The sequence below is a fragment of the Pseudomonas sp. MYb2 genome, from assembly GCF_002979955.1.
Classification (GTDB): domain Bacteria; phylum Pseudomonadota; class Gammaproteobacteria; order Pseudomonadales; family Pseudomonadaceae; genus Aquipseudomonas.
The window spans coordinates 298,594-319,167 of the sequence record NZ_PCQC01000003.1 but is presented as its reverse complement, the minus strand read 5'-3'; the positions used below and the strand labels follow the sequence as shown (position 1 = coordinate 319,167).

17 protein-coding genes are annotated in these 20,574 nt (G+C 56.9%); 13 read left to right on the top strand and 4 right to left on the bottom strand.

What is annotated here, in order from left to right:
• Positions 1 to 11 precede the first annotated feature (11 nt).
• The 6 genes from CQ009_RS06660 (at position 12) to fabF (ending at position 7,769) form a co-directional block, all read left to right on the top strand.
• The gene (locus CQ009_RS06660) at positions 12 to 755 is read left to right on the top strand and encodes an ABC transporter ATP-binding protein (RefSeq protein WP_064391427.1); all 744 of its coding nucleotides are present in this window, start codon (positions 12 to 14) and stop codon (positions 753 to 755) included.
• A 175-nt stretch (positions 756 to 930) separates the two neighbouring features.
• Positions 931 to 2,787 carry a glycosyltransferase family 4 protein gene (locus CQ009_RS06655; RefSeq protein ID WP_146117527.1) on the top strand — a complete coding sequence of 619 codons (1,857 nt, stop codon included), beginning with the start codon at positions 931 to 933 and terminating at the stop codon, positions 2,785 to 2,787.
• Between the two features lie 11 nt (positions 2,788 to 2,798).
• Positions 2,799 to 4,925, top strand: a complete 2,127-nt coding sequence (locus CQ009_RS06650; RefSeq protein ID WP_158260946.1) for a DUF563 domain-containing protein — start codon at positions 2,799 to 2,801, stop codon at positions 4,923 to 4,925.
• A 193-nt stretch (positions 4,926 to 5,118) separates the two neighbouring features.
• A complete protein-coding gene (locus CQ009_RS06645; protein WP_105705239.1) occupies positions 5,119 to 5,454 on the top strand; it encodes a helix-hairpin-helix domain-containing protein in 336 nt (111 codons plus the stop codon).
• A 214-nt stretch (positions 5,455 to 5,668) separates the two neighbouring features.
• The gene (locus tag CQ009_RS06640) at positions 5,669 to 6,472 is read left to right on the top strand and encodes an SDR family oxidoreductase (protein ID WP_105705238.1); all 804 of its coding nucleotides are present in this window, start codon (positions 5,669 to 5,671) and stop codon (positions 6,470 to 6,472) included.
• Between the two features lie 22 nt (positions 6,473 to 6,494).
• Positions 6,495 to 7,769, top strand: a complete 1,275-nt coding sequence (gene fabF, locus CQ009_RS06635) for a beta-ketoacyl-ACP synthase II (protein ID WP_105705237.1) — start codon at positions 6,495 to 6,497, stop codon at positions 7,767 to 7,769.
• On the opposite strand, the gene CQ009_RS06630 is transcribed toward fabF, so the two are convergent.
• From CQ009_RS06630 to eat, 3 genes are all read right to left on the bottom strand, one after another.
• Entirely contained in the window at positions 7,766 to 8,323 is a 558-nt protein-coding gene (locus tag CQ009_RS06630) for a TetR/AcrR family transcriptional regulator (RefSeq protein ID WP_105705236.1), read from the bottom strand. The two genes, fabF and CQ009_RS06630, sit on opposite strands and share 4 nt — an antisense overlap.
• 138 nt (positions 8,324 to 8,461) lie before the next feature.
• Entirely contained in the window at positions 8,462 to 8,629 is a 168-nt protein-coding gene (locus CQ009_RS06625) for a DUF2897 family protein (protein ID WP_080896048.1), read from the bottom strand.
• 223 nt (positions 8,630 to 8,852) lie between these two features.
• Positions 8,853 to 10,217, bottom strand: a complete 1,365-nt coding sequence (eat, locus tag CQ009_RS06620; protein WP_105705235.1) for an ethanolamine permease — start codon at positions 10,215 to 10,217, stop codon at positions 8,853 to 8,855.
• Positions 10,218 to 10,558: 341 nt separating this feature from the next.
• On the opposite strand from eat, the gene kdpF reads away from it, so the two are divergent.
• From kdpF to CQ009_RS06590, 6 genes are all read left to right on the top strand, one after another.
• On the top strand, positions 10,559 to 10,648 hold the full coding sequence (kdpF, locus tag CQ009_RS06615; RefSeq protein ID WP_007899818.1) for a K(+)-transporting ATPase subunit F: 90 nt from the start codon (positions 10,559 to 10,561) through the stop codon (positions 10,646 to 10,648).
• Positions 10,649 to 10,656: 8 nt separating this feature from the next.
• Positions 10,657 to 12,351: a potassium-transporting ATPase subunit KdpA gene (gene kdpA, locus CQ009_RS06610; RefSeq protein ID WP_105705234.1), complete on the top strand. Its 1,695-nt coding sequence runs from the start codon at positions 10,657 to 10,659 to the stop codon at positions 12,349 to 12,351.
• Positions 12,352 to 12,361: 10 nt separating this feature from the next.
• Positions 12,362 to 14,419, top strand: a complete 2,058-nt coding sequence (kdpB, locus tag CQ009_RS06605) for a potassium-transporting ATPase subunit KdpB (protein ID WP_105705233.1) — start codon at positions 12,362 to 12,364, stop codon at positions 14,417 to 14,419.
• 343 nt (positions 14,420 to 14,762) lie between these two features.
• On the top strand, positions 14,763 to 15,308 hold the full coding sequence (gene kdpC / locus CQ009_RS06600; protein ID WP_064391417.1) for a potassium-transporting ATPase subunit KdpC: 546 nt from the start codon (positions 14,763 to 14,765) through the stop codon (positions 15,306 to 15,308).
• 185 nt (positions 15,309 to 15,493) lie between these two features.
• Positions 15,494 to 18,145: a sensor histidine kinase KdpD gene (locus tag CQ009_RS06595; RefSeq protein WP_105705232.1), complete on the top strand. Its 2,652-nt coding sequence runs from the start codon at positions 15,494 to 15,496 to the stop codon at positions 18,143 to 18,145.
• Positions 18,146 to 18,193: 48 nt separating this feature from the next.
• On the top strand, positions 18,194 to 18,889 hold the full coding sequence (locus tag CQ009_RS06590; RefSeq protein WP_064391415.1) for a response regulator: 696 nt from the start codon (positions 18,194 to 18,196) through the stop codon (positions 18,887 to 18,889).
• A gap of 83 nt (positions 18,890 to 18,972) precedes the next feature.
• On the opposite strand, the gene CQ009_RS06585 is transcribed toward CQ009_RS06590, so the two are convergent.
• Positions 18,973 to 20,013 carry a patatin-like phospholipase family protein gene (locus tag CQ009_RS06585; RefSeq protein ID WP_064391414.1) on the bottom strand — a complete coding sequence of 347 codons (1,041 nt, stop codon included), beginning with the start codon at positions 20,011 to 20,013 and terminating at the stop codon, positions 18,973 to 18,975.
• A 217-nt stretch (positions 20,014 to 20,230) separates the two neighbouring features.
• Here CQ009_RS06585 and CQ009_RS06580 point away from each other — a divergent pair, with 217 nt between their 5' ends.
• Positions 20,231 to 20,509: a hypothetical protein gene (locus tag CQ009_RS06580; protein ID WP_007908543.1), complete on the top strand. Its 279-nt coding sequence runs from the start codon at positions 20,231 to 20,233 to the stop codon at positions 20,507 to 20,509.
• The last annotated feature ends 65 nt before the right edge of the window (positions 20,510 to 20,574 follow it).

Here is a 20,574-nt window from a genome sequence, read left to right as displayed (position 1 = left end):
TGGAACATTGTATGGCTTCTATTGATTTTAATAACGTCACTGCCGAATTTCCAATCTACAACGCTAATGGACGCTCTTTGAAGAAACGTCTTATTCAGGTTGCTACGGGAGGCAAGCTGTCTGCAGACGAACGAGGACATGTCGTTGTTCGCGCTTTGGACGATATCAATTTTTCCTTCAAGGATGGCGACAGGGTCGGCTTGCTAGGGCATAACGGCGCGGGTAAAAGCACGTTGCTACGTCTGTTGTCCGGGGTGTTCGTACCTACCTCTGGTGTTGCCAGTATCAAAGGTGATATTGGTTCATTAATTGATATCTCACTTGGTATCGATCATGAGGCAACCGGGCGAGAAAATATCTACTATCGCGCCGCTCTTCTGGGCGTCAGCAAGTCCGAGATCGAAAGCAGATTTGACGAAATCGTTGAATTCTCCGAACTGGGTGATTTCATCGACATGCCAACGCGTACGTACTCTTCCGGCATGCATCTGCGTTTGGCATTTTCTGTTTCTACCATTATCTCTCCAGAAATTCTTTTGATGGATGAGTGGTTATCTGTGGGCGATGCTAACTTCCAGCATAAAGCCGAAGCGCGCATGACCGATATTCTCAACTCTACGAAGATATTGGTCGTGGCGACTCATTCACGTGATCTCATCTTGAAAACCTGTAACAGGGTTATCTGGCTTGAACACGGAAAAATAAAAATGGACGGAGATCCAAGTGTCGTCGCGAGCGCTTATTTTGGTATTTGATTATTTATAACCAAGCTGTTTAAGTATTGCTGTTGAAAAAGCTCACCATTTCTTATGGTGGGCTTTTAGTTTGTGTGAGTCTGAGTTAAAAGAGCGGCGCTGGCCCCGTGCAGTCATGCCAGTGAGCGGTCTAAAAATTTTAGGCGCCAGGTGTGATGTAAATTTGGGGGTTAGAATGCAAAAACTAATAAATAATATGGTCGAACATTTCAAGTCTGTCGCTCGCGATTGTGTTTTTAAGATTATCAAAAAACAACCTGAAAAGTTAGATGCAGTCAAAATGGCATGCACAGAGCTACTTGACAAAGAGTTCTATCTGGAGAGGTATCCAGATATTGCTGAAGCGAATGCCGACCCACTTTTACATTACATCGAATGTGGTTTCGCAGAAGGGCGGTGGCCGCTTTCAATTGATAATTCTGATGCCGGTCGCAGAATTCAAAAGGCTCTTGAATTCGACCCCTTGAACAGCATGGCTGTAAAGTTGAACCTGATGTTGAGTCTTGGGGCGTCAGACCCTGAAACCGTCAGGCGTGGTCTGGAGTGGTTTAAGGGAGGGGTGGCAACACCTGAGTTGATTGAGTTGCATCGTCAGTTAATTGAAGATTCAGCTGTCACGCTGTTCATCAATCAATATCTTTATTCGAATAGATTTTCCGAGTTGCACTGCATTTTAATTGATTTTCAGGACTTGCTCCCGGAATCAGGCAAGATCAAAGTGGCACTCGCGTTGTGCGTGTTCAGGCTTGGTCGGCTAGAGGCTGCGGGTAAAGCCCTCGCAGAACTGGCCGAGATACCTTCGGCATTTGAAGGCTTGGTTTTGGAAGCGACCAAGACTATCGCTGAAGCAAAAATAGTCAATACAGAGTTGCCTAGCGATTCGCGGATCCTTTTGTTGGACTCGTCGTTTCCGTCCAAAGTATCTTCTTTCCGGTATGGTGAGTTTAAAAGTTATCTCGCAGAAATTGACGAATGCTCAATACAGGTGCGACCGGATGATTTGTCCAAGTATGGCGAGCCATTGCCATTTCACACTCAGGTAGAGCAATTTAGAAAGATAAGTGGGCTGCCAGCAGATCGGATTCGGTATTTCGATGCGGACTTCATTGGCAGTCCAAAAGTTGCGTATTGCGTTTTCTTGAACCTGGCAGATTATTTTTATAGTCAGATAGGCCTGCCGAGTGCAGAACACCTCTTGTTTACCCTGTATCCGGGTGGTGGGTTCAATTTGAATGACGAGGTTTCGGACAAGAAACTTCGTAAGCTATGCGACAATCCGAAGCTGACAAAGATTATTACAACGCAAAACGTCTCCTATAGATATCTGGTTGAAGGCGGTTTTTGTGACCCGGACCGAATCCTGCATATATATGGTGGTATTATTCCTAATATTTACACACTGGACGATAAAGTTCCGGTGGTGAAGAATCTGGATAAACCTCTCGATGTATGTTTTGTCGCTCAAAAATATTCAGCGACCGGTGCGGAAAAGGGATATGACGTATTTGTCGATGTGGTCAGAAAGTTTGCAAATTCAGCGGATATCCGTTTTCACGTGGTGGGTGGATTCGATGAGAAAACCATAGATTTGGGTGATGTTGGTAATATCACATTCCATGGGACGCAACCTGCGAGTTTCTTCGACGGGTTTTACACACAAATGGATTTGATTCTGTCTCCGAATATTCATGCCAGTGCTTTGGACCCTTCTCAATCGGATTCATTTGATGGGTTTCCGACAACCGCTGTTGTGGAGGCGGGTTTGAAAGGGGTCGCTGTTTTTCTTAGCGATTTCAAAAAAATGAACTTTCATCTCGATGGCAGTCGCATTTTCAAAGACAATGAGATGAAAATCATTGACCGAAATCCTGATTTGATCAGTCAAGTGATTGACGGTTATCTGTCAGATCGACAAGCATTGATGGAACTCGGGCAAAACGGAAGACGTGCGATTTTGAGAGAGTTTGGTTATGAGGTGCAGATGCGCCCCAGGATTGAACTGCTCAACAAATGTCTTTCCACTACTTGTTGAGGTTGCTGGCGATGAAGTTTTCATTCGTTAAACGTCTTTTAATAAGAATCCCGCTGCTACGTCGTGTACTTGCAAAACGTTTGGCTGCTGAAACAAAAGAAGTTACTGATAATCTGGATGCTCGCCTGGCGCTTGTTCGGCCGTATTTTGATATGGATTACTGGTTGCGCAACCATCAACAAGGCACCGTTGGCTCAAGTGAACCGGTGGTTGATTTTGTCAAGAGCGGATTTAGCATAGACGGTAGCCCTCATCCATTGTTCGACAATGGTTATTACCTGGCACAGTTGCCGGGTGTGCAATGGCTTGATATTACTCTTTTGGAACATTATGTTCTGGAAGGTGCCGCGGCGGGCCTTGATCCTTCGCCGTTCTTTTCGACACGTTATTATTATGATTCTTACCCCGATATCGAAGCGGCGAATATAAACCCTCTGTTGCACTATATACACTCTGGTATTCATGAAGGCCGTGAGCCGCTGGCGATTGCAAAGCTGGTGTCAGGTCCTTATTTCTACGATGGCTTGTCTGACACGGTTGAAAACGAATACGCTATGGCCTATCAGGCCTTACATAGCGCTTCGCTAAAAGATTTTCATCAAACCATAAAGCACTTGCGATTTGCCAAACGTTATATCCCCGCGGCGCTTTATTTAAAAGTTGCCGGTATGTGTTTTTGTTTGGCCGGGCGTTTTTTCTATGCTGAACGCATCTTCAAAGGGTTATCGCAAAATCCTGGAATTTTGGACTCTGAAAACCTGTATTCATATGTGTTGACAAAGGCAGGGGAAATTGCGGAAGGGCGAGGTGACAACGATCTGGCTTATAGAAATTTTTTCTTGGCCAATCGGCGTGGATATGAATCGGCTGGGCGTGCCTTAATAAGATTGGCTCGGGAATATTTCAATCAAGGCAAGACTGCTGAAGCGTTACGTTTAATTGGTGAAAGTAATTTCAAGAAAGGAGATTTTGGCACAAACGTCCTGAGCATGCGTTCAATCAAAACCCATTGCAACGAGTTTGGTTTTTCGTATGACGAGATTTTGCCTGCACGCCCGATTGTTTTCTCGTCATTGAGTTTTCTTGAGGAAGCTCCACAGCTTACTTCTGAAGCTGGAGATCTTTTAGCTCCTCCATTCTATATAGCAATCATGGAGAATATCGCTGCTATCACACGATGCAATGTCGTCATCAGTAATCATCAGCTCGTATTGGATGGTATTAACCATCCCGTTTTTCAACGTTCGGGATTGGGTGATATATACGATAAAGAAAATATTGTTCTCTCACGAAGGGGAGAACACGCTTTGGTGCAATGGCCAAATACGCAACCCATGGTGATCGATCATGGATTAAAAATGTTTGGTGTCCAAAGTGGGAATTATGGGCATTGGTTTCTAGAGTTTCTTCCTAGAATGCTAGCGTTTGACACTGATTTCTGCGATGACGGATTTTCAATTGTGGTCGACGCGAGCATGCCCCAGTCACATCTGGATTCGCTCTCCCTGCTGAATTCAAAAAACAGACCCATTGTCGTCTTGCCGGCTAATACAGCCGTCAACTTTTCCAGGCTTGCTGTTGCTCCGGTTCCCGCCTTTTTTCCTTTGGATGTGGAAGACGGAGTGGCTTATGACACAGTGTGGCCACGTGATATTTTTTCCCAACTCAAATCCCAAATCATTCAAGGGCTGGAAAGGGAAAAATTTGTATTCTCGGAAAAACCGACACGCTTGTTTCTCTCCAGACGTGGGTTTAGCAGTCGTCAGTTGGTGAATGAACTCGAGTTGGAGAAAGTGCTTCAGGACTTTGGGTTCACGACGATATACCCAGAAACCATGAGTTTCTCCGAGCAAGTAGATGCATTTCAATCCGCCGAGATTGTGGTTGGATCGTGTAGTTCGGCGCTTACTAATGCAATTTTCTGTAATGCAGGGGCGCGCATCGTTGCAATGATAAACGATTGCCTGGATTTCAACTTTCGCGGTTACGCGAGTTTTATCGAGTCAGGTGGTGCCGAAATCATGTTTGTGCGCGGGGTATCATGTCCGGATCAAGCCTCAGTGCATCGCTATCATCGTAGTTATGTGATTTCGACTGACGCGTTTTCCAAGGCATTGCAATGGGCGCTTCATCAATGACAGCTGTCTGACGTGATGGTGTGCGGGGGGGCACTGGGAATCTGCTGGCGATGCGAGCATTGGATAATCCCTCATGTGGATTATTCAATGTTTGGTAACAAGCTCGGTTTTGACATCCGCCAAGGGTCACCTAGATTTCAGGTGCAGCTTAGGAAAAGCTGTTTCCTCAAATCGATGTAAAGGAGTGTCACTCATGCGTACCGGTTGCTTCAACTCTCTGATTTTCGCCCTGCTCACTAGCGCCTCGGTCGCCGTATTTGCGGCGCCTGTGGCAATATTAGACATTCCGCAATCGCAAATGGCCGTGGACGCAACAGCACCTGCCCAGAGTGCGAAAATCGATCTCAACAACGCAGACGCGCCGACCTTGCAGAAGGAGCTGTCCGGCGTAGGTGAAGCCAAGGCCAAGGCAATTGTTGCATATCGAGAAACAAACGGGCCATTTGCGTCAGTGGATGAGTTGCTGGAAGTGAAAGGTATCGGCAAGGCGATTCTGGATCGCAATCGTGAAAAGCTGGAAGTGAACTAAACTAAATTTTCCAAGCCATGAGGCCGGTCATTGACCGGCCTTTTTTCTTTTGTCACTACACAGACGGACCGCAAGGTTATAAACACGTTTAGTCGGACAATGAAAAATTACGGCTATCATATGAGCTTTGGATTATGCCTATAATAAATTGCCGCCGCTGACTGCCTGTTCCTCCAGCGGCCTTTCCATTTCGAGCATTTTCAGGAGTACCGGCATGAATTCCGCAAAAAACCCAGGTGTGGCTCTCGTCACTGGCGCTTCTTCCGGCATCGGTGCGATTTACGCCGAGCGACTGGCCGCACGCGGTTTTGATCTGCTGTTGGTTGCCCGTGATCAGGAACGTCTGGAGATCGCCGCAGATAAATTGCGCGATGCGCATGGCGTTCAGGTTGAGGTGCTCAAAGCGGATCTGACGCAAAAGGATGATGTGCTCAAACTTGAGCAGCGCTTGCGCGGCGATTCGAGCATCAGCCTGCTGGTCAACAATGCCGGGGTTGCCGCTGACGGTCTGCTGGCCAATGCAGACCTCGATCAGTTGGAGCGCTTGATCCAGTTGAACATCACCGCAGTGACGCGTCTGGCATCGGCGGCCGCAGCGGGTTTTGCCAAGGCCGGACGGGGCACGATCATCAATATCGCCTCGGTAGTGGCGCTGTTTCCCGAGCGTTTCAATGCGGCCTACAGCGCTAGCAAAGCCTATGTGCTGAGCCTGACCCAGTCGCTGAACGCGGAGCTTGAAGGTACTGGCGTGCAAGTCCAGGCCGTGTTGCCGGGTGTAACCCGCACTGAAATCTGGGAGCGTTCCGGGATCGATGCCAGTGGCATTCCTGCCGAGATGGTCATGGAAGCCGGTGAAATGGTCGATGCGGCGTTGGCAGGACTGGATCAGGGCGAGTTGATCACCATTCCGTCGTTGCCCGATGCGGGCGAGTGGAAGGCCTTCGTAGCCGCGCGGCACGTCATGGCACCGAACCTTTCGCGTAGCTCGGCAGCCCAACGCTACAAGTCAGGCAATTGAATTGATCAGAGGTAACCACGGTATGGATCAGCGTCGAGTAGTGGTCACGGGTATGGGCCTGGTTTCACCGTTGGGCAGCGGTGTCGAAGCGGTTTGGCAGCGCTTGCTGGCCGGTCGCTCCGGTATACGCAATCTGCCGGAAGCGGTGGTCGCGGATCTGCCGACAAGTGTCGGCGGACGGGTGCCGACACTGGAGGAGGATGCCGAGGCCGGTTTTGACCCGGACCGCGCTACCCCACCGAAAGAACAGAAGAAAATGGACCGCTTCATTCTGTTTGCCATGGAAGCGGCCCGACAGGCATTGCAGCAGGCGGGGTGGCACCCCACTGACGCAAACGATCAGGCGCGAACGGCAACCATCATCGGCTCCGGTGTCGGCGGCTTCGGCGCGATTGCCGACGCCGTGCGCACAACCGATAGCCGAGGCCCGCGACGTTTGTCGCCATTCACCATTCCGTCGTTTCTGGTCAATCTCGCCGCAGGTCACGTTTCCATTCAGCATGGTCTGAAGGGCCCGCTCGGCGCACCGGTGACTGCCTGTGCCGCCGGGGTTCAGGCGATTGGCGATGCTGCGCGCTTGATACGCTCCGGTGAAGCGGACATCGCGGTGTGTGGCGGCGCGGAAGCCTGTATCGACCGCGTCAGTCTTGCCGGTTTCGCGGCGGCACGGGCGCTATCGAGCGGCTACAACGACACTCCCGAGCGCGCATCACGCCCCTTCGATAGCGGTCGTGACGGCTTCGTAATGGGCGAGGGCGCCGGCCTGCTGGTGATCGAGTCGCTGGAACACGCATTGGCTCGGGGCGCTCAGCCTCTGGCCGAGCTGGTTGGCTATGGCACCAGTGCCGATGCTTATCATCTGACCGCCGGGCCGGAAGACGGAAGCGGGGCGCGCAGGGCGATGGCGTTGGCGCTGGCACAGGCCGGGGTAGCCCCGGATCAGATACAGCATCTTAATGCTCATGCCACGTCCACACCGGTGGGCGATCTTGGTGAGTTGGCAGCGATCAAGTCGCTCTTTGGCACAGAGAGGAAAATCGCCGTGACCTCCACCAAGTCGTCCACAGGCCACTTGCTGGGGGCGGCGGGTGGTCTCGAGGCGATCTTCACGTTGTTGGCGATCCGCGATCAGGTGGCGCCACCGACGCTCAACTTCGACAATCCTGATCCCGCGAGCGAAGGTGTGGACATCGTCCATGGGCAAGCGCGGCCGATGCCGATCGAATATGCGTTGTCCAACGGCTTCGGTTTTGGCGGGGTCAATGCCAGTGTGTTGTTCAAGCGTTGGCAGGCTTAATCTTCGGACTGTTTGAGGTGGTCGCGGGCAACATCGAGAATGCGTTGCGCAAACTCGGCGTCCGCGACACTGCGTGACAGCAGCAGCGCCCCGACCAGTGTCGACATGATGACAATGGCCCGGTCAGCGCTGTTTTCGCCAGTCAGGGTTTCCTCTATCTGCTCCAGTCGCGCATTGAGAATCTTGTCGCTGGTCGGGCTTGCCTGGCCACGCAAGCCAAGTTCGGAAGAAATGGTCAGCAGCGGGCATCCTTCATGGGGCGAAGTCAGATGCCATTCAGACAGGTAGGTTTCGATGAATGCCTGGCGAGGGTGTTCCTGAGAAAACAATTCAGCGCATAGACCATCGACCTGATCGCCAGCCTCCTGCAAGGCCTTCTCTACCAACTCGTCCTTGGACTTGAAGTGTGAATAGAAGCCGCCATGGGTCAGCCCCAGTGCTTTCATCAACGGCTGCAGGCCTGTCGCGCCGATGCCGTCCTTGCGGAATCGCGCCGAGGCTTCCTTGATGATGCGCTGATGGGTCTGGGCTTTATGGTCCTGCGAGTAACGCATGTGGAGCTCTCCGCAACAATGCCCCCATATTAACCAAGGAAAATTAAATGGTGACTGTACTTCTACTTCTAAAAAGCATGCAGATAAGTCCGACAGGTCTTTGAAAAACAAACCCCGCCAGTCAGGCGGGGTTTTTTGTCAGCGGTCTTGCGCCTCTTTGGCGTCCGCTTCGGCATTGCGGGCCGCGACACGTTTGCGTTCTTCATCGGTCAGTTCGACCTTGTTGGCGGTGTCACGCAACATCATCAAACCGCCGACGATCGAGCCGATTGCAACGACCAGAATCAACCAGGCATACCAGGGCATAACGGCTCTCCTTAATGTCAGCGTGACGGACGAGAATTTCGCCGTGCAACACTGCATACCACTTTTGAGCGAAGTTACTTCGCAGTGGTTCCATTCTAGGCCGGTTATCCCTGCTGCACCTTAATTCCCTGTAGGAGCTGCCGCAGGCTGCGATCTTTTGATCTTGTTTCTAAAAAAACAAAGTCAACAGATCGCAGCCTTCGGCAGCTCCTACATGAAGGGTCTACTGGCCCGTGAGCATGGCGTCGGCCGGTGCATTGGCACGCAACTGGCCGGTGAGCAGGAAGTAGCCGAAGCCTACGGCCATGAAGCCGAGGAAGATCAGCCCGATCAACGTGTTGAACCACGCCATTGCCACCAGACAAACCACCGCCAGCACCAAGGCAATCATCGGAATCAACGGATAGCACGGCGCGCGGAAAGTGCGCTCCAGGTTCGGCTCCGACTTACGCAGTTTGAACAGGCTGAGCATGCTCATGATGTACATCACGATCGCGCCGAACACCGCCATGGTGATCATCGCGGCGGTGAGGGTCATACCGCCGAGGTTGATCAGACCGTCGCTGTAGATTGCCGCGATGCCAATGATGCCGCCGGCGATGATCGCGCGGTGCGGCGTTTGGAAACGCGACAGTTTCGCCAATGAAGCGGGCAGGTAACCGGCGCGGGCAAGGGCGAAGAATTGTCGCGAATAGCCAAGAATGATCCCGTGGAAACTCGCCACCAGCCCGAACAGGCCGATCCACACCAGCATGTGCAGCCATCCGGAGTTGTCACCGACCACGGTTTTCATCGCTTGCGGCAGTGGATCGTTGATGTTGGCCAGGGTACGCCAGTCGCCGACACCGCCCGCGAAGAACATCACCCCCATCGCCAGCAACACCAGCGTCAGGATGCCGCTGATGTAGGCTTTGGGAATCGTGCGCTTCGGATCCTTGGCTTCTTCGGCGGCCATCGCCGCACCTTCGATGGCGAGGAAAAACCAGATTGCAAATGGAATGGCAGCGAACATCCCGGCAATCGCCGGTGCGCCAAACACGTCCGAACCCGCCCAACCATTGAGCGCGAAATTGCTGAAGCTGAACGCCGGCGCGACCACGCCCATGAACACCAGCAGTTCAGCCACTGCCAGCACGCAGACGATCAGTTCAAAAGTCGCCGCCAGCTTCACGCCGAGAATGTTCAACCCCATGAACACGATGTACGCGCCGACCGCCGCGTGTTTCGGATCGAGCGCCGGAAACTGCACATTCAGGTAGGCGCCGATGGCCAGGGCGATTGCCGGTGGGGCGAAGACAAATTCGATCAGCGTGGCAAGGCCTGCAATCAATCCACCTTTTTCACCGAAGGCGCGACGGCTGTAGGCAAACGGCCCACCCGCATGGGGAATCGCGGTAGTGAGTTCGGTGAAGCTGAAAATGAAGCAGGTGTACATGGTCGCGACCATGAACGAAGTCACCAGAAATCCCAGTGTTCCGGCAACGCCCCAGCCGTAGCTCCAGCCGAAATACTCCCCGGAAATCACCAGCCCGACGGCAATGCCCCACAGGTGCAACGTGCCCAGCGTGGGTTTGAGTTGTGTGTTCATGCATTTGCTCCCTGAACGGTTTGGAAAGCTCGGGGGAGGGCGTGTGCAGTGGGCGTGCCAGTGCGCTGAAACAAGTCGTAATGAGTTGAAAGCTGTCGTATCGGGGATGTTCGCAGATGGATGGCCCGTATTTATGCGCCAGTTGGGTGCAGTGGTGCCTGTTTTGACGCTATCGCGAGCAGGCCTGCACAAACGCCAGAAAACCTCCCCGTAACGCCCGCATAAACCCACTCTTTACGCTTTCTTTATGCACAGCCAACACCCTCGCTCTCGTTCCTTTACAGCCTCCTTTCCGACAATCACTGCACACGCGGCAATACGCCGTAACACGGAGATCTTCCATGAGCGTTCTGGACGGGGTGTCACTGCTATTGGCAGTGGGGCTGTTCATTTATCTGTTGGTTGCGCTGTTGCGCGCGGATCGGAACTAGGAGCGGCTATGCACAGTTATGACTATTGGCTGATCCTCGCGTTTTTTGCGCTGGTCTTGCTGCCGGCGCCGCTGCTCGGGCGCTTTTACTACAAGGTGATGGAAGGTCAGCGCACCTGGCTGACGCCGGTTCTCGGCCCGGTCGAGCGCGGTTGCTATCGCATTGCGGGTGTTGATCCCGAAGCTGAGCAGAGCTGGCAGAAGTACACGCTGGCGCTGCTCGCCTTCAACCTCGCCGGTTTCCTGCTGCTGTTCGCGATCCTGTTGTTTCAGGATCACTTGCCACTGAACCCGCAGAACCTGCCGGGCCAGGAATGGACGCAGGCGTTCAACACCGCGGTCAGTTTCATGACCAACACCAACTGGCAGTCCTACAGCGGTGAAGCGACCCTCAGCTACCTCAGCCAGATGGTCGGCCTCACCGTGCAGAACTTCGTCAGCGCCGCCACCGGCCTCGCCGTGCTGGTTGCGTTGTGCCGTGGTATCGGTCGCAAGTCGACGCAAACCCTCGGCAACTTCTGGGTCGACATGACCCGCGCCACCCTCTACGGCCTGTTGCCGCTGTGCCTGCTGCTGGCGCTGTATCTGGTCTGGCAGGGCGTGCCGCAAACCTTCGCGCAGTATGTCAACGCGGTGACGATGCAAGGTGTTGATCAAGTGATTCCGCTGGGTCCTGCGGCCAGCCAGATTGCGATCAAGCAACTGGGCACCAACGGTGGTGGCTTCTTCGGCGTCAACTCGGCGCATCCGTTCGAGAACCCGACTGCGTGGAGCAACCTGTTCGAAGTCGCCTCGATCATTCTGATCCCGGTGGCGCTGGTCTTCACTTTCGGCCATTACGTCAAAGACCTGCGTCAGAGCCGCGCGATCATCGCCTGCATGCTGGCGCTGTTTCTGATCGGCGGTGCAACGTCGCTGTGGGCCGAGTATCAGCCGAATCCGACTCTGAACAACGCCGCCGTCGAACAGACCGCGCCGCTGGAAGGCAAGGAAGCACGTTTCGGCACAACCGCTACCGTGCTGTGGTCGGTGACGACGACGGCGGCTTCGAACGGCTCGGTCAACGGCATGCACGACAGCCTCAACCCGCTCAGCGGCATGGTCGCGCTGGTCAACATGATGGTTGGCGAAGTGATCTTCGGCGGCGTCGGTGCCGGGCTCTACGGCATGTTGCTCAACGTGCTGATCGCAGTGTTCCTCGCCGGTCTGATGATCGGGCGAACCCCGGAATACCTCGGCAAGAAACTCCAGGCGCGTGAGGTGCAATTGCTGGTGGTGACCTTGCTGGTGATGCCGGTGGGCGTGCTGGTGCTCGGTGCGATTGCCGCTGCGGTTCCCAGTGCTGCGGCGACCATCAGCAACCCCGGCCCGCACGGTTTCAGCCAGTTGCTTTATGCCTACACCTCAGCGAGCGCCAACAATGGTTCGGCATTCGGTGGCCTCAGCGCGAATACGCCGTTCCACAACCTGATGCTGGGCCTGGGCATGTTGATTGGTCGTTTCGGTTACATCCTCCCGGTTCTGGCTTTGGCCGGCAGCCTGGCGATGAAGAAAACCGCACCGATCGGCCAGAACAGCTTCCCGACCCATGGCCCGCTGTTCGTGACCCTACTGACCGTGACCATTCTGCTGGTGGGCGGCCTGACCTTCCTGCCGACTCTGGCTTTGGGCCCAATCGCTGAACATCTGAGCATGGGCTTCTGAGGACTTATCGATGAATATGCCCGCAATCAAACCCGCCGCCGTCAAGGCGCCGGAACAAGCGAAAACCGCGATCTCGGCCCTGTGGCGGCCGGCGCTGGTGCAAGCGTTCGTCAAGCTCGACCCTCGGCAACTGAAGCGTTCGCCGGTGATGCTGGTGGTCGAACTGACGGCAATTTTCACCACTGTGCTGTGCTTCATTCCCGATGCCGATGTGCCGACCTTCGTCGCCGCGCAAATTGCATTGTGGCTGTGGTTCACCGTGCTGTTCGCCAACTTCGCCGAAGCCTTGGCCGAAGGCCGTGGCAAGGCCCGCGCCGACAGCCTCAAGGCTGGCAGCGAAGGCCTCAGCGCCCGGCGCAAACAAGCCAATGGCAGCTTTCAGGTGGTGCCCGCGGCGAGTTTGCGCAAAGGCGATGTGGTGCGCGTCGAAGCCGGGGAGATGATCCCCGGTGACGGCGAAGTCATCGAAGGCATCGCGGCGGTCAACGAAGCGGCGATCACCGGTGAATCGGCGCCGGTGATCCGCGAGTCCGGCGGTGACCGCTCGGCCGTCACCGGTAATACCCGACTGGTGTCCGACTGGTTGCTGGTGAAAATCACCGTCAATCCCGGCGAGTCGACGCTCGACCGCATGATCGCGCTGGTCGAAGGCGCCAAACGCCAGAAGACGCCGAACGAAGTCGCGCTGGATATTCTGTTGATCGGCCTGACGTTGATCTTCCTGTTGGTGGTCGTGACCCTGCAACCGTTCGCCCATTTCGCCAACGGCAGCCTGCCGCTGGTGTTTCTGGTGGCACTGCTGGTCACGCTGATTCCGACCACCATTGGCGGTCTGCTTTCGGCGATTGGTATTGCCGGGATGGATCGTCTGGTGCGCCTCAACGTGATCGCCAAGTCCGGCCGTGCGGTGGAAGCGGCGGGTGACGTGCATGTGCTGTTGCTCGACAAGACCGGCACCATCACCTTCGGTAACCGTCGCTGCAGTGCGGTGTATGCCGCGCCCGGTGTGACAGGTCGCGAGCTGGCCGAAGGTGCGCTGTTCGCCTCGCTGGCCGACGAAACCGCTGAAGGTAAATCCATCGTCGAGTACCTGCGTGGCCTGCACCCGCAACCTGAGCCGGCGCCGGAAACCCTGACCGCTGTGCCATTCAGCGCAGAAACCCGGTTGTCCGGCGTCGACTATCAAAGTCGCGTCTACCGCAAAGGCGCGGTGGATTCGCTACTGAGTTTCCTCGGCCAGAAACGCTCCGATCTGGCTCCGGCCCTGTCGCGGGAAATCGACAAGATTGCCCAGAGTGGTGGCACGCCGTTGCTGGTCTGCGCCGACGGCAAACTGCTCGGCGCAATCCATCTCAAAGACGTGGTCAAACCGGGCATTCGCGAGCGCTTTGCCGAACTGCGCAAACTGGGGATTCGCACGGTAATGGTCACCGGCGACAACCCGTTGACCGCTGCTGCGATCGCCGCTGAAGCGGGCGTCGATGACGTCCTCGCCGAAGCCACCCCGGAGAAGAAACTCGCGCGCATTCGTCACGAGCAGAACGACGGGCGTTTGGTGGCGATGTGCGGCGACGGTGCCAACGATGCCCCGGCGCTGGCCCAGGCTGACGTCGGCATGGCGATGAACGACGGCACCCAGGCTGCCCGCGAAGCAGCGAACATGGTCGATCTCGACAGCGACCCGACCAAGCTGCTCGACGTGGTGCAGATCGGCAAGGAATTGCTGGTGACGCGCGGTGCCTTGACGACTTTTTCCATCGCCAACGACGTCGCCAAATACTTCGCGATCCTGCCGGCGCTGTTCGCCTCGATTTACCCGCAGCTTGGCGTGTTGAACATCATGCAGTTGACCAGTCCGCAGAGCGCGATTCTTTCGGCGATTGTTTTCAACGCGTTGATCATCGTCGTGCTGATCCCGCTGGCGTTGCGCGGTGTGCGCGTGCAGGCAGCGAGTGCGGCGGCGTTGTTGCGACGCAATCTGCTGATCTATGGGCTGGGCGGAATTGTGGTGCCGTTCGTGGGGATCAAGGCGATCGACATGCTGCTCACGGCGATGCATCTGGTTTGAGTTTTGAAGAGCCCCTCACCCTAACCCTCTCCCAGAGGGAGAGGGGACTGACCGAGTGGTTAAACAGAGGTACATCGACCTGAATTACCGAGCCGAACTCAGGTTTTGAAAAGCACAAGGATCGGCTCCATTTCTCCTCAGCGACATGAGGGGAGAGGGGACTGACCGAGTGGTTTTTCAGAGTTTCACCGACTTGAGATACCGAGCCGAACTCAGATTTTGAAAAGCACATAAATCGGCTCCCTTTCCCCCTCGCCCCCTTGGGGGAGAGGGCTGGGGTGAGGGGGAAAAGAGCTCCCTGACACCCCACCAAAGTTTGCCCAACGAATTCGAGGATCTTGCAATGTCCACAATGATACGTCCCGCCCTCAGCCTGCTGGTGCTGATGACCCTGGTTACCGGCGTCGCCTATCCACTGGTGGTAACCGGTGTCGCGCAAGTCGCATTCCCCGCTCAAGCCAACGGCAGCCTGGTGCATGACGCCGATGGCAAAGTCCGTGGCTCGTCGCTGATCGCCCAGGATTTCGTCGGCGATGCGTGGTTTCACCCACGTCCCTCCGCCGGTGCGTTTGCTACCGTTTCCAGCAGCGCCAGCAACCTGGCACCGAGCAATCCGGCACTCGCCACGCGGGTGATCGATGACGCCAACAAGTTGCAGGTTCCCGGCCAGGGGCCGGTGCCATTGGCCTTGCTGACCACCTCCGGCAGTGGTCTCGATCCGCACTTGCCTCCGGCAGCGATTGCCTATCAACTGGCGCGAGTCGCGGCCGCGCGAGACCTGCCGGTATCGACCTTGCAGCAACTGCTCGATGCGCACATCGAACAGCCGTTGGTGGGGCCGCCGGTGGTGAATGTGCTTGAGCTGAACATGGCGCTGGAAAAGCTGTAGATCAAAAGATCGCAGCCTGCGGCAGCTCCTACACTGGATCGGCGTACATCCGCCGTTCATGTGGCACCGGACCGGCGCCCGCGCGGCGATCATGTCCCGGATCGACAGCCCCATGTAGGAGCTGCCGCAGGCTGCGATCTTTTAAAGCTTCACATCAATTTCAAACTGAACAAGGCACTCCCAGCATGAGCGACTCCGGCCGCGCCGATGCACTGTTAGCAGATCTGCCCCGTGACGGCCGTGGCCGCCTGAAGGTTTTCCTCGGCGCCGCCCCTGGTGTCGGCAAAACCTACGCCATGCTCCAGGCCGCCCACACGCAGCTTCGCCAAGGCGTGAAAGTCCTCGCCGGCGTGGTCGAAACCCACGGCCGCGCCGAAACCGAAGCGCTGCTTGGCGGCCTGCCGCAGCAACCGTTGGTGCGCTCGGAATACCGTGGCGTGATGCTCGAAGAAATGGACCTCGACGGCATCCTCGCCGCCAGGCCGAAACTGGTGCTGGTCGATGAGCTGGCCCACAGCAACGCCCCCGGCAGCCGTCACGCGAAACGCTGGCAAGACATTCAGGAACTGCTCGCCGCCGGCATCGACGTGTTCACCACGGTCAACGTCCAGCACCTGGAAAGTCTCAACGATCAGGTGCGCGGCATCACGGGTGTGCAGGTTCGCGAAACCCTGCCGGACTGGGTCCTGCAAGAAGCCTACGAACTGTTGCTGATCGACCTGCCGCCGCGCGAATTGCTCGAGCGTCTGCGCGAAGGCAAGGTCTACGTGCCGGAGCAGGCGAGGGCGGCCATTGATGCGTTTTTCACCCAGACCAACCTCACGGCATTGCGCGAACTGGCGATGCAAACCGCTGCCGCGCAGGTCGATAACGATCTCGCCCAAGGCTATCGTCAACTCGGTCAGGCGGCGCCGGCGGTGCGTGGGCGCTTGCTGGTGGGGGTCGATGGCGATGCTCAGGCCGAACGTCTGGTGCGGCATGCCAGTCGCGTCGCTCAGCGTCGGCATTTGCCGTGGAGTCTGGTGCATGTCGACAACGGCAGCGTGCGTGACGAGCAGTCGCGGCTGCGCTTGCAAAGTGCCCAGCAGTTGGCCGAACGCCTCGGCGGTGAAGTGGTTTTACTGCGTGCCGGCGAAGTGGCTAAAACCCTGATCCAGCATGCCGCTGAACGCCGTGCGAGCCTGGTGCTGGTCGGCCAGTCGCGACCACGTTTGCGTCGGCGCCTGTTCGGTGGCGGTCTCGCTGCGCGATTACTGCGGCAGGCGCACGGTCTGGAAATCAACGTCCTCGACAGCGATCAACAACAGCATCAACCACGCCCGCGCAACCCACTGACGCTGGTGTGGTTCGACTATGCGCTGGCGCTGGTCGCCACGGTTTTGGCCAGCGCCTTGGCATGGGCGGTGTCGAGTGTGCTGCCGTTGCCGAACATCTCGTTGGTGTTCCTTGCTGCGGTGTTGCTGGTGGCGGTGCGCAGCAGCCTCGGTCCGGCGTTGGCGTGCGCGGCGTTGTCGTTTCTGACCTACGATTTTCTGTTCATTCCACCGAATTTTTCCTTCAGCATCCAGCGCGAAGAAGACGTGCTGACCCTGCTGTTTTTCCTGCTGATGGCGGCGCTCACCGGCAACCTTGCGGCGCGCCAGCGGCGGCAATTGCAGGCATTGCGCGACACGCAGGAAGAGACCACCGAACTGCTCGACCTGTCGCGCAAACTCACTGCCGCCACCGACCGTCAGGCCGTGGTCAGTGCTGCCGCGCAACACCTCAATGGCTGGAGCGATCTGCAACTGTGCCTGCTCAATCGCGATGGCCAGAACGGCTGGAAAGTCGAGACCGGTGGCCCGCTGCAATTTACCGAGTCCGAACGCGCCGCCGCTGACTGGGCCTGGCAACACGATCAACCGGCAGGCATGGGCACCGGCACGCTACCGCTCGGGCGCTGGTGGTGGTGGCCGCTTTCCGTTGAAGATGGGCCGCTGGCGTTGCTCGGTGTCTGCGCCAAAGAGGGCCAGACCTTGAGCGGTCAGCGTCGGCGCTTGCTCACCGCATTGAGTCAGCCACTGGCGCAAGCGCTGGCCCGTGCGCAACTGGCGGATGATCTCGAAGCCGCACGCCTGCATGGCGAAACCGAGCAATTGCGCAGCGCGTTGCTGGCCTCGGTGTCCCACGACTTGCGCACGCCACTGACCGCCATGCGCGGCAGCATCGACAGCCTGCTGGCGCTGGGCGAAGCGATTCCGCTGGAGGATCGCCGCGAACTGCTCGAAGGCACTCGTGATGAAGCCGAACGCCTCGATCGCTACATTCAGAACCTGCTCGACATGACCCGCCTCGGGCATGGCGCCTTGAAGCTCGCGCGGGACTGGGTGTCGCCGGCGGACATCGTCGGCAGTTCGCTCAATCGGCTGCGCGCGGTGCTGGCGCCGTTGCAGGTCAGTACCGGTGTGCCTGGCGAGTTGCCGTTGCTGTTCGTACATGCCGCGCTGATCGAACAGGCGCTGGTCAATGTGCTGGAAAACGCTGCACGGTTCTCGCCGGCCAACGGTCGTCTGGAATTGCGTGCCGGCGCCGCTGACCAAGAGATTTTCTTCTCGGTCAGCGACGAAGGACCAGGGATTCCGGAAGACGAGCGGGCGAAGATTTTCGACATGTTCTACACCGCCGCGCGCGGTGATCGCGGCGGCCAGGGCACCGGTCTTGGCCTCGCGATCTGTCAGGGCATGGTCGGCGCGCACGGCGGGCGGATCAGCGTTGCCGATGGCATCGAAGGGCGCGGCACCTGCATCACCTTGCACCTGCCCTTGCAGACCCAGCCGGGGATGGATGATGAAGCCTGACTTCGCTTGCGCTACTCTCTTGCCACTCTTTTCTGTTGATGTGAATCCATGAGCCAGACCGCGACCATTCTGGTCATCGACGACGAACCGCAGATCCGCAAGTTCCTGCGCATCAGCCTCGCCTCACAGGGCTACAAAGTGCTTGAGGCCGGCACCGGTGCCGAAGGTCTCGCGCAAGCGGCGCTGAACAAACCGGACCTGCTGGTGCTCGATCTCGGCCTGCCGGACATGGACGGCCAGCAAGTGCTGCGCGAGTTTCGCGAATGGGCTACGGCGCCAGTGTTGGTGCTGTCGGTGCGCGCAAGTGAAGGGCAGAAAGTCCAGGCGCTGGATGGCGGCGCCAATGACTACGTGACCAAGCCGTTCGGGATTCAGGAGTTTCTGGCGCGGGTGCGGGCATTGTTGCGCCAGGCCCCGGCAGGCGAGGCGCAGCAAGCGGCGCTGAATTTCGGCCCGCTGACTGTCGATCTGGCGTACCGGCGGGTGTTGCTCGACGGCGTCGAAGTGGCGCTGACCCGCAAGGAATACGCAGTGCTGGCGCAACTGGCGCGGCATCCGGGGCGGGTGATTACCCAGCAACAACTGCTCAAGGATATCTGGGGACCGACGCACACCGAGGACAGCCATTACCTGCGGATAGTGGTGGGGCATTTGCGCCAGAAACTGGCGGATGACCCGACGCGGCCGCGGTTTATTGTCACTGAAGCCGGGGTTGGTTATCGGTTGTTGGAATCTGCGGGATAGCTAAAAGATCGCAGCCTTCGGCAGCTCCTACATTGGAATGCGTTCCCCTGTAGGAGCTGCCGAAGGCTGCGATCTTTTGATCTTTATTGCTGCTGCTCACTCTCATACCGATCCAGCGTATCCCGCGCAATCTCTCGCCCCAACGCGATCAACTCCGGTGCCTTGTAAAACTCGAAAAACCGGCACACCCGCTTCGGCACGTTGATCAGGATATCCGGCGGATAACCGGCAATCTTGTACTGCGCCAGCGAGGTCTGCATCACCTCGAAACTCTGGTTGATCAAGTCCAGCAGCGACGCCGGCCCGACGTTATCGATGATGAACGAACCGGTCGCGGATTTCGGTGCACCTTCACGTTCGGGCGCGGCGGCCGGTTGCTGGCTCTCCGGCTCGGCGCCTTCGAGCCATGGGTTGATATCTGCCGCCTCGGCGCGCAGTGCTTCCTGTTCCAGCTTCAACAACTGCTCAGCCTGTTTGCGGCGGAACGGCATCTTCGACCCCAACGAATTGATCAGGCTGTCGAATCGCGAGCGGAACGCCGGCGGGCGCTGGATCACCGGCAATTTGTAATGGCGCTGGTTGGTCGAATTGAGATTGACCGCAATGATCAGATCACAGTGACTGGAGACCACTGGCACGATCGGCAATGGATTGAGAATGCCGCCGTCGACCAGCATGCGATTGCCTTGCATGACTGGCGTGAACAGGCTTGGAATCGCTGCCGAGGCGCGCATTGCCTGATGCAGACAACCTTCCTGAAACCAGATTTCCTGTTGATTGGTGAGGTCGGCGGCGACGGCGGTGTAGGGGATGCGCAAGTCTTCGATGTTGATCTCGCCGACGATCTTGCGGATCTGCCCGAAGACCTTCTCGCCACGAATCGCGCCGAGACGAAAACTCACGTCGACCAGCCGCAGCACATCCAGATAGTCGAGACTTTCGATCCAGTTCTTGTATACATCGAGTTTGCCGGCGGCGTAGATCCCGCCGACCACCGCGCCCATCGAACATCCGGCAATGCAGGCGATGTCATAACCGCGTCGTTCAATCTCTTCAATGACCCCGATATGGGCGTAGCCCCGGGCGCCACCGGAGCCCAGCACCAATGCGACACGCTTTTTCATCCAGCTTCCTCCCCGACAAGGTTCCACAATGCACCCATCGCTGGGCGGGCTCAATCGCCATGGTCGTTGAGTGCGCCGGTGACGTCGTTTTTTCGATATTGCATGACCCTTCAGCGCTATCCTTCTCAGTTGCGCGGTTTCACCCGCCGGCAAGGCACTTTTTCGCAGCCTTACCGTCTTACCTGCACGACTGTTGACCTATTTTGAGGTGTGAGTGATGAAAGCCTGGATCTGTGTGCCGTTGATGGCTCTGGCATTGGCCGGTTGCGCCGGTAAAACCGCTTACCGCGACAGCTGTGGCAGCCAGCTCGACGCCGCTTGGCATGAATTGGATCTGGCCAAGGCCGAAGGTTTTGCCGGCACCGTCAGTTATTCCAAAGCGCTGTCGCTGCTGACCGCGGCCAAGACCCAGCAGCAATTCGAGGGCTTTGAAGGTTGCAGCAAGAAAGCCGAGAAGGCGCGCTTCTACATTCGCGAATCCCGCGCCGGGCGCTAAGCTGCTGACGTGAAGCAAGGATGCAGGGTTGGCAAAGCGCCAGACTCATCCCCGAGGCCATTTGA

What these genes read in the sequence shown, in the direction of transcription:
- CQ009_RS06660 (WP_064391427.1), top strand. Translation starts at nt 12, where the DNA reads ATGGCTTCTATTGATTTTAATAACGTCACTGCCGAATTTCCAATCTAC.
- CQ009_RS06655 (WP_146117527.1), top strand. Translation starts at nt 931, where the DNA reads ATGCAAAAACTAATAAATAATATGGTCGAACATTTCAAGTCTGTCGCT.
- CQ009_RS06650 (WP_158260946.1), top strand. Translation starts at nt 2,799, where the DNA reads ATGAAGTTTTCATTCGTTAAACGTCTTTTAATAAGAATCCCGCTGCTA.
- CQ009_RS06645 (WP_105705239.1), top strand. Translation starts at nt 5,119, where the DNA reads ATGCGTACCGGTTGCTTCAACTCTCTGATTTTCGCCCTGCTCACTAGC.
- CQ009_RS06640 (WP_105705238.1), top strand. Translation starts at nt 5,669, where the DNA reads ATGAATTCCGCAAAAAACCCAGGTGTGGCTCTCGTCACTGGCGCTTCT.
- fabF (WP_105705237.1), top strand. Translation starts at nt 6,495, where the DNA reads ATGGATCAGCGTCGAGTAGTGGTCACGGGTATGGGCCTGGTTTCACCG.
- CQ009_RS06630 (WP_105705236.1), bottom strand. Translation starts at nt 8,323, where the DNA reads ATGCGTTACTCGCAGGACCATAAAGCCCAGACCCATCAGCGCATCATC.
- CQ009_RS06625 (WP_080896048.1), bottom strand. Translation starts at nt 8,629, where the DNA reads ATGCCCTGGTATGCCTGGTTGATTCTGGTCGTTGCAATCGGCTCGATC.
- eat (WP_105705235.1), bottom strand. Translation starts at nt 10,217, where the DNA reads ATGAACACACAACTCAAACCCACGCTGGGCACGTTGCACCTGTGGGGC.
- kdpF (WP_007899818.1), top strand. Translation starts at nt 10,559, where the DNA reads ATGAGCGTTCTGGACGGGGTGTCACTGCTATTGGCAGTGGGGCTGTTC.
- kdpA (WP_105705234.1), top strand. Translation starts at nt 10,657, where the DNA reads ATGCACAGTTATGACTATTGGCTGATCCTCGCGTTTTTTGCGCTGGTC.
- kdpB (WP_105705233.1), top strand. Translation starts at nt 12,362, where the DNA reads ATGAATATGCCCGCAATCAAACCCGCCGCCGTCAAGGCGCCGGAACAA.
- kdpC (WP_064391417.1), top strand. Translation starts at nt 14,763, where the DNA reads ATGTCCACAATGATACGTCCCGCCCTCAGCCTGCTGGTGCTGATGACC.
- CQ009_RS06595 (WP_105705232.1), top strand. Translation starts at nt 15,494, where the DNA reads ATGAGCGACTCCGGCCGCGCCGATGCACTGTTAGCAGATCTGCCCCGT.
- CQ009_RS06590 (WP_064391415.1), top strand. Translation starts at nt 18,194, where the DNA reads ATGAGCCAGACCGCGACCATTCTGGTCATCGACGACGAACCGCAGATC.
- CQ009_RS06585 (WP_064391414.1), bottom strand. Translation starts at nt 20,013, where the DNA reads ATGAAAAAGCGTGTCGCATTGGTGCTGGGCTCCGGTGGCGCCCGGGGC.
- CQ009_RS06580 (WP_007908543.1), top strand. Translation starts at nt 20,231, where the DNA reads ATGAAAGCCTGGATCTGTGTGCCGTTGATGGCTCTGGCATTGGCCGGT.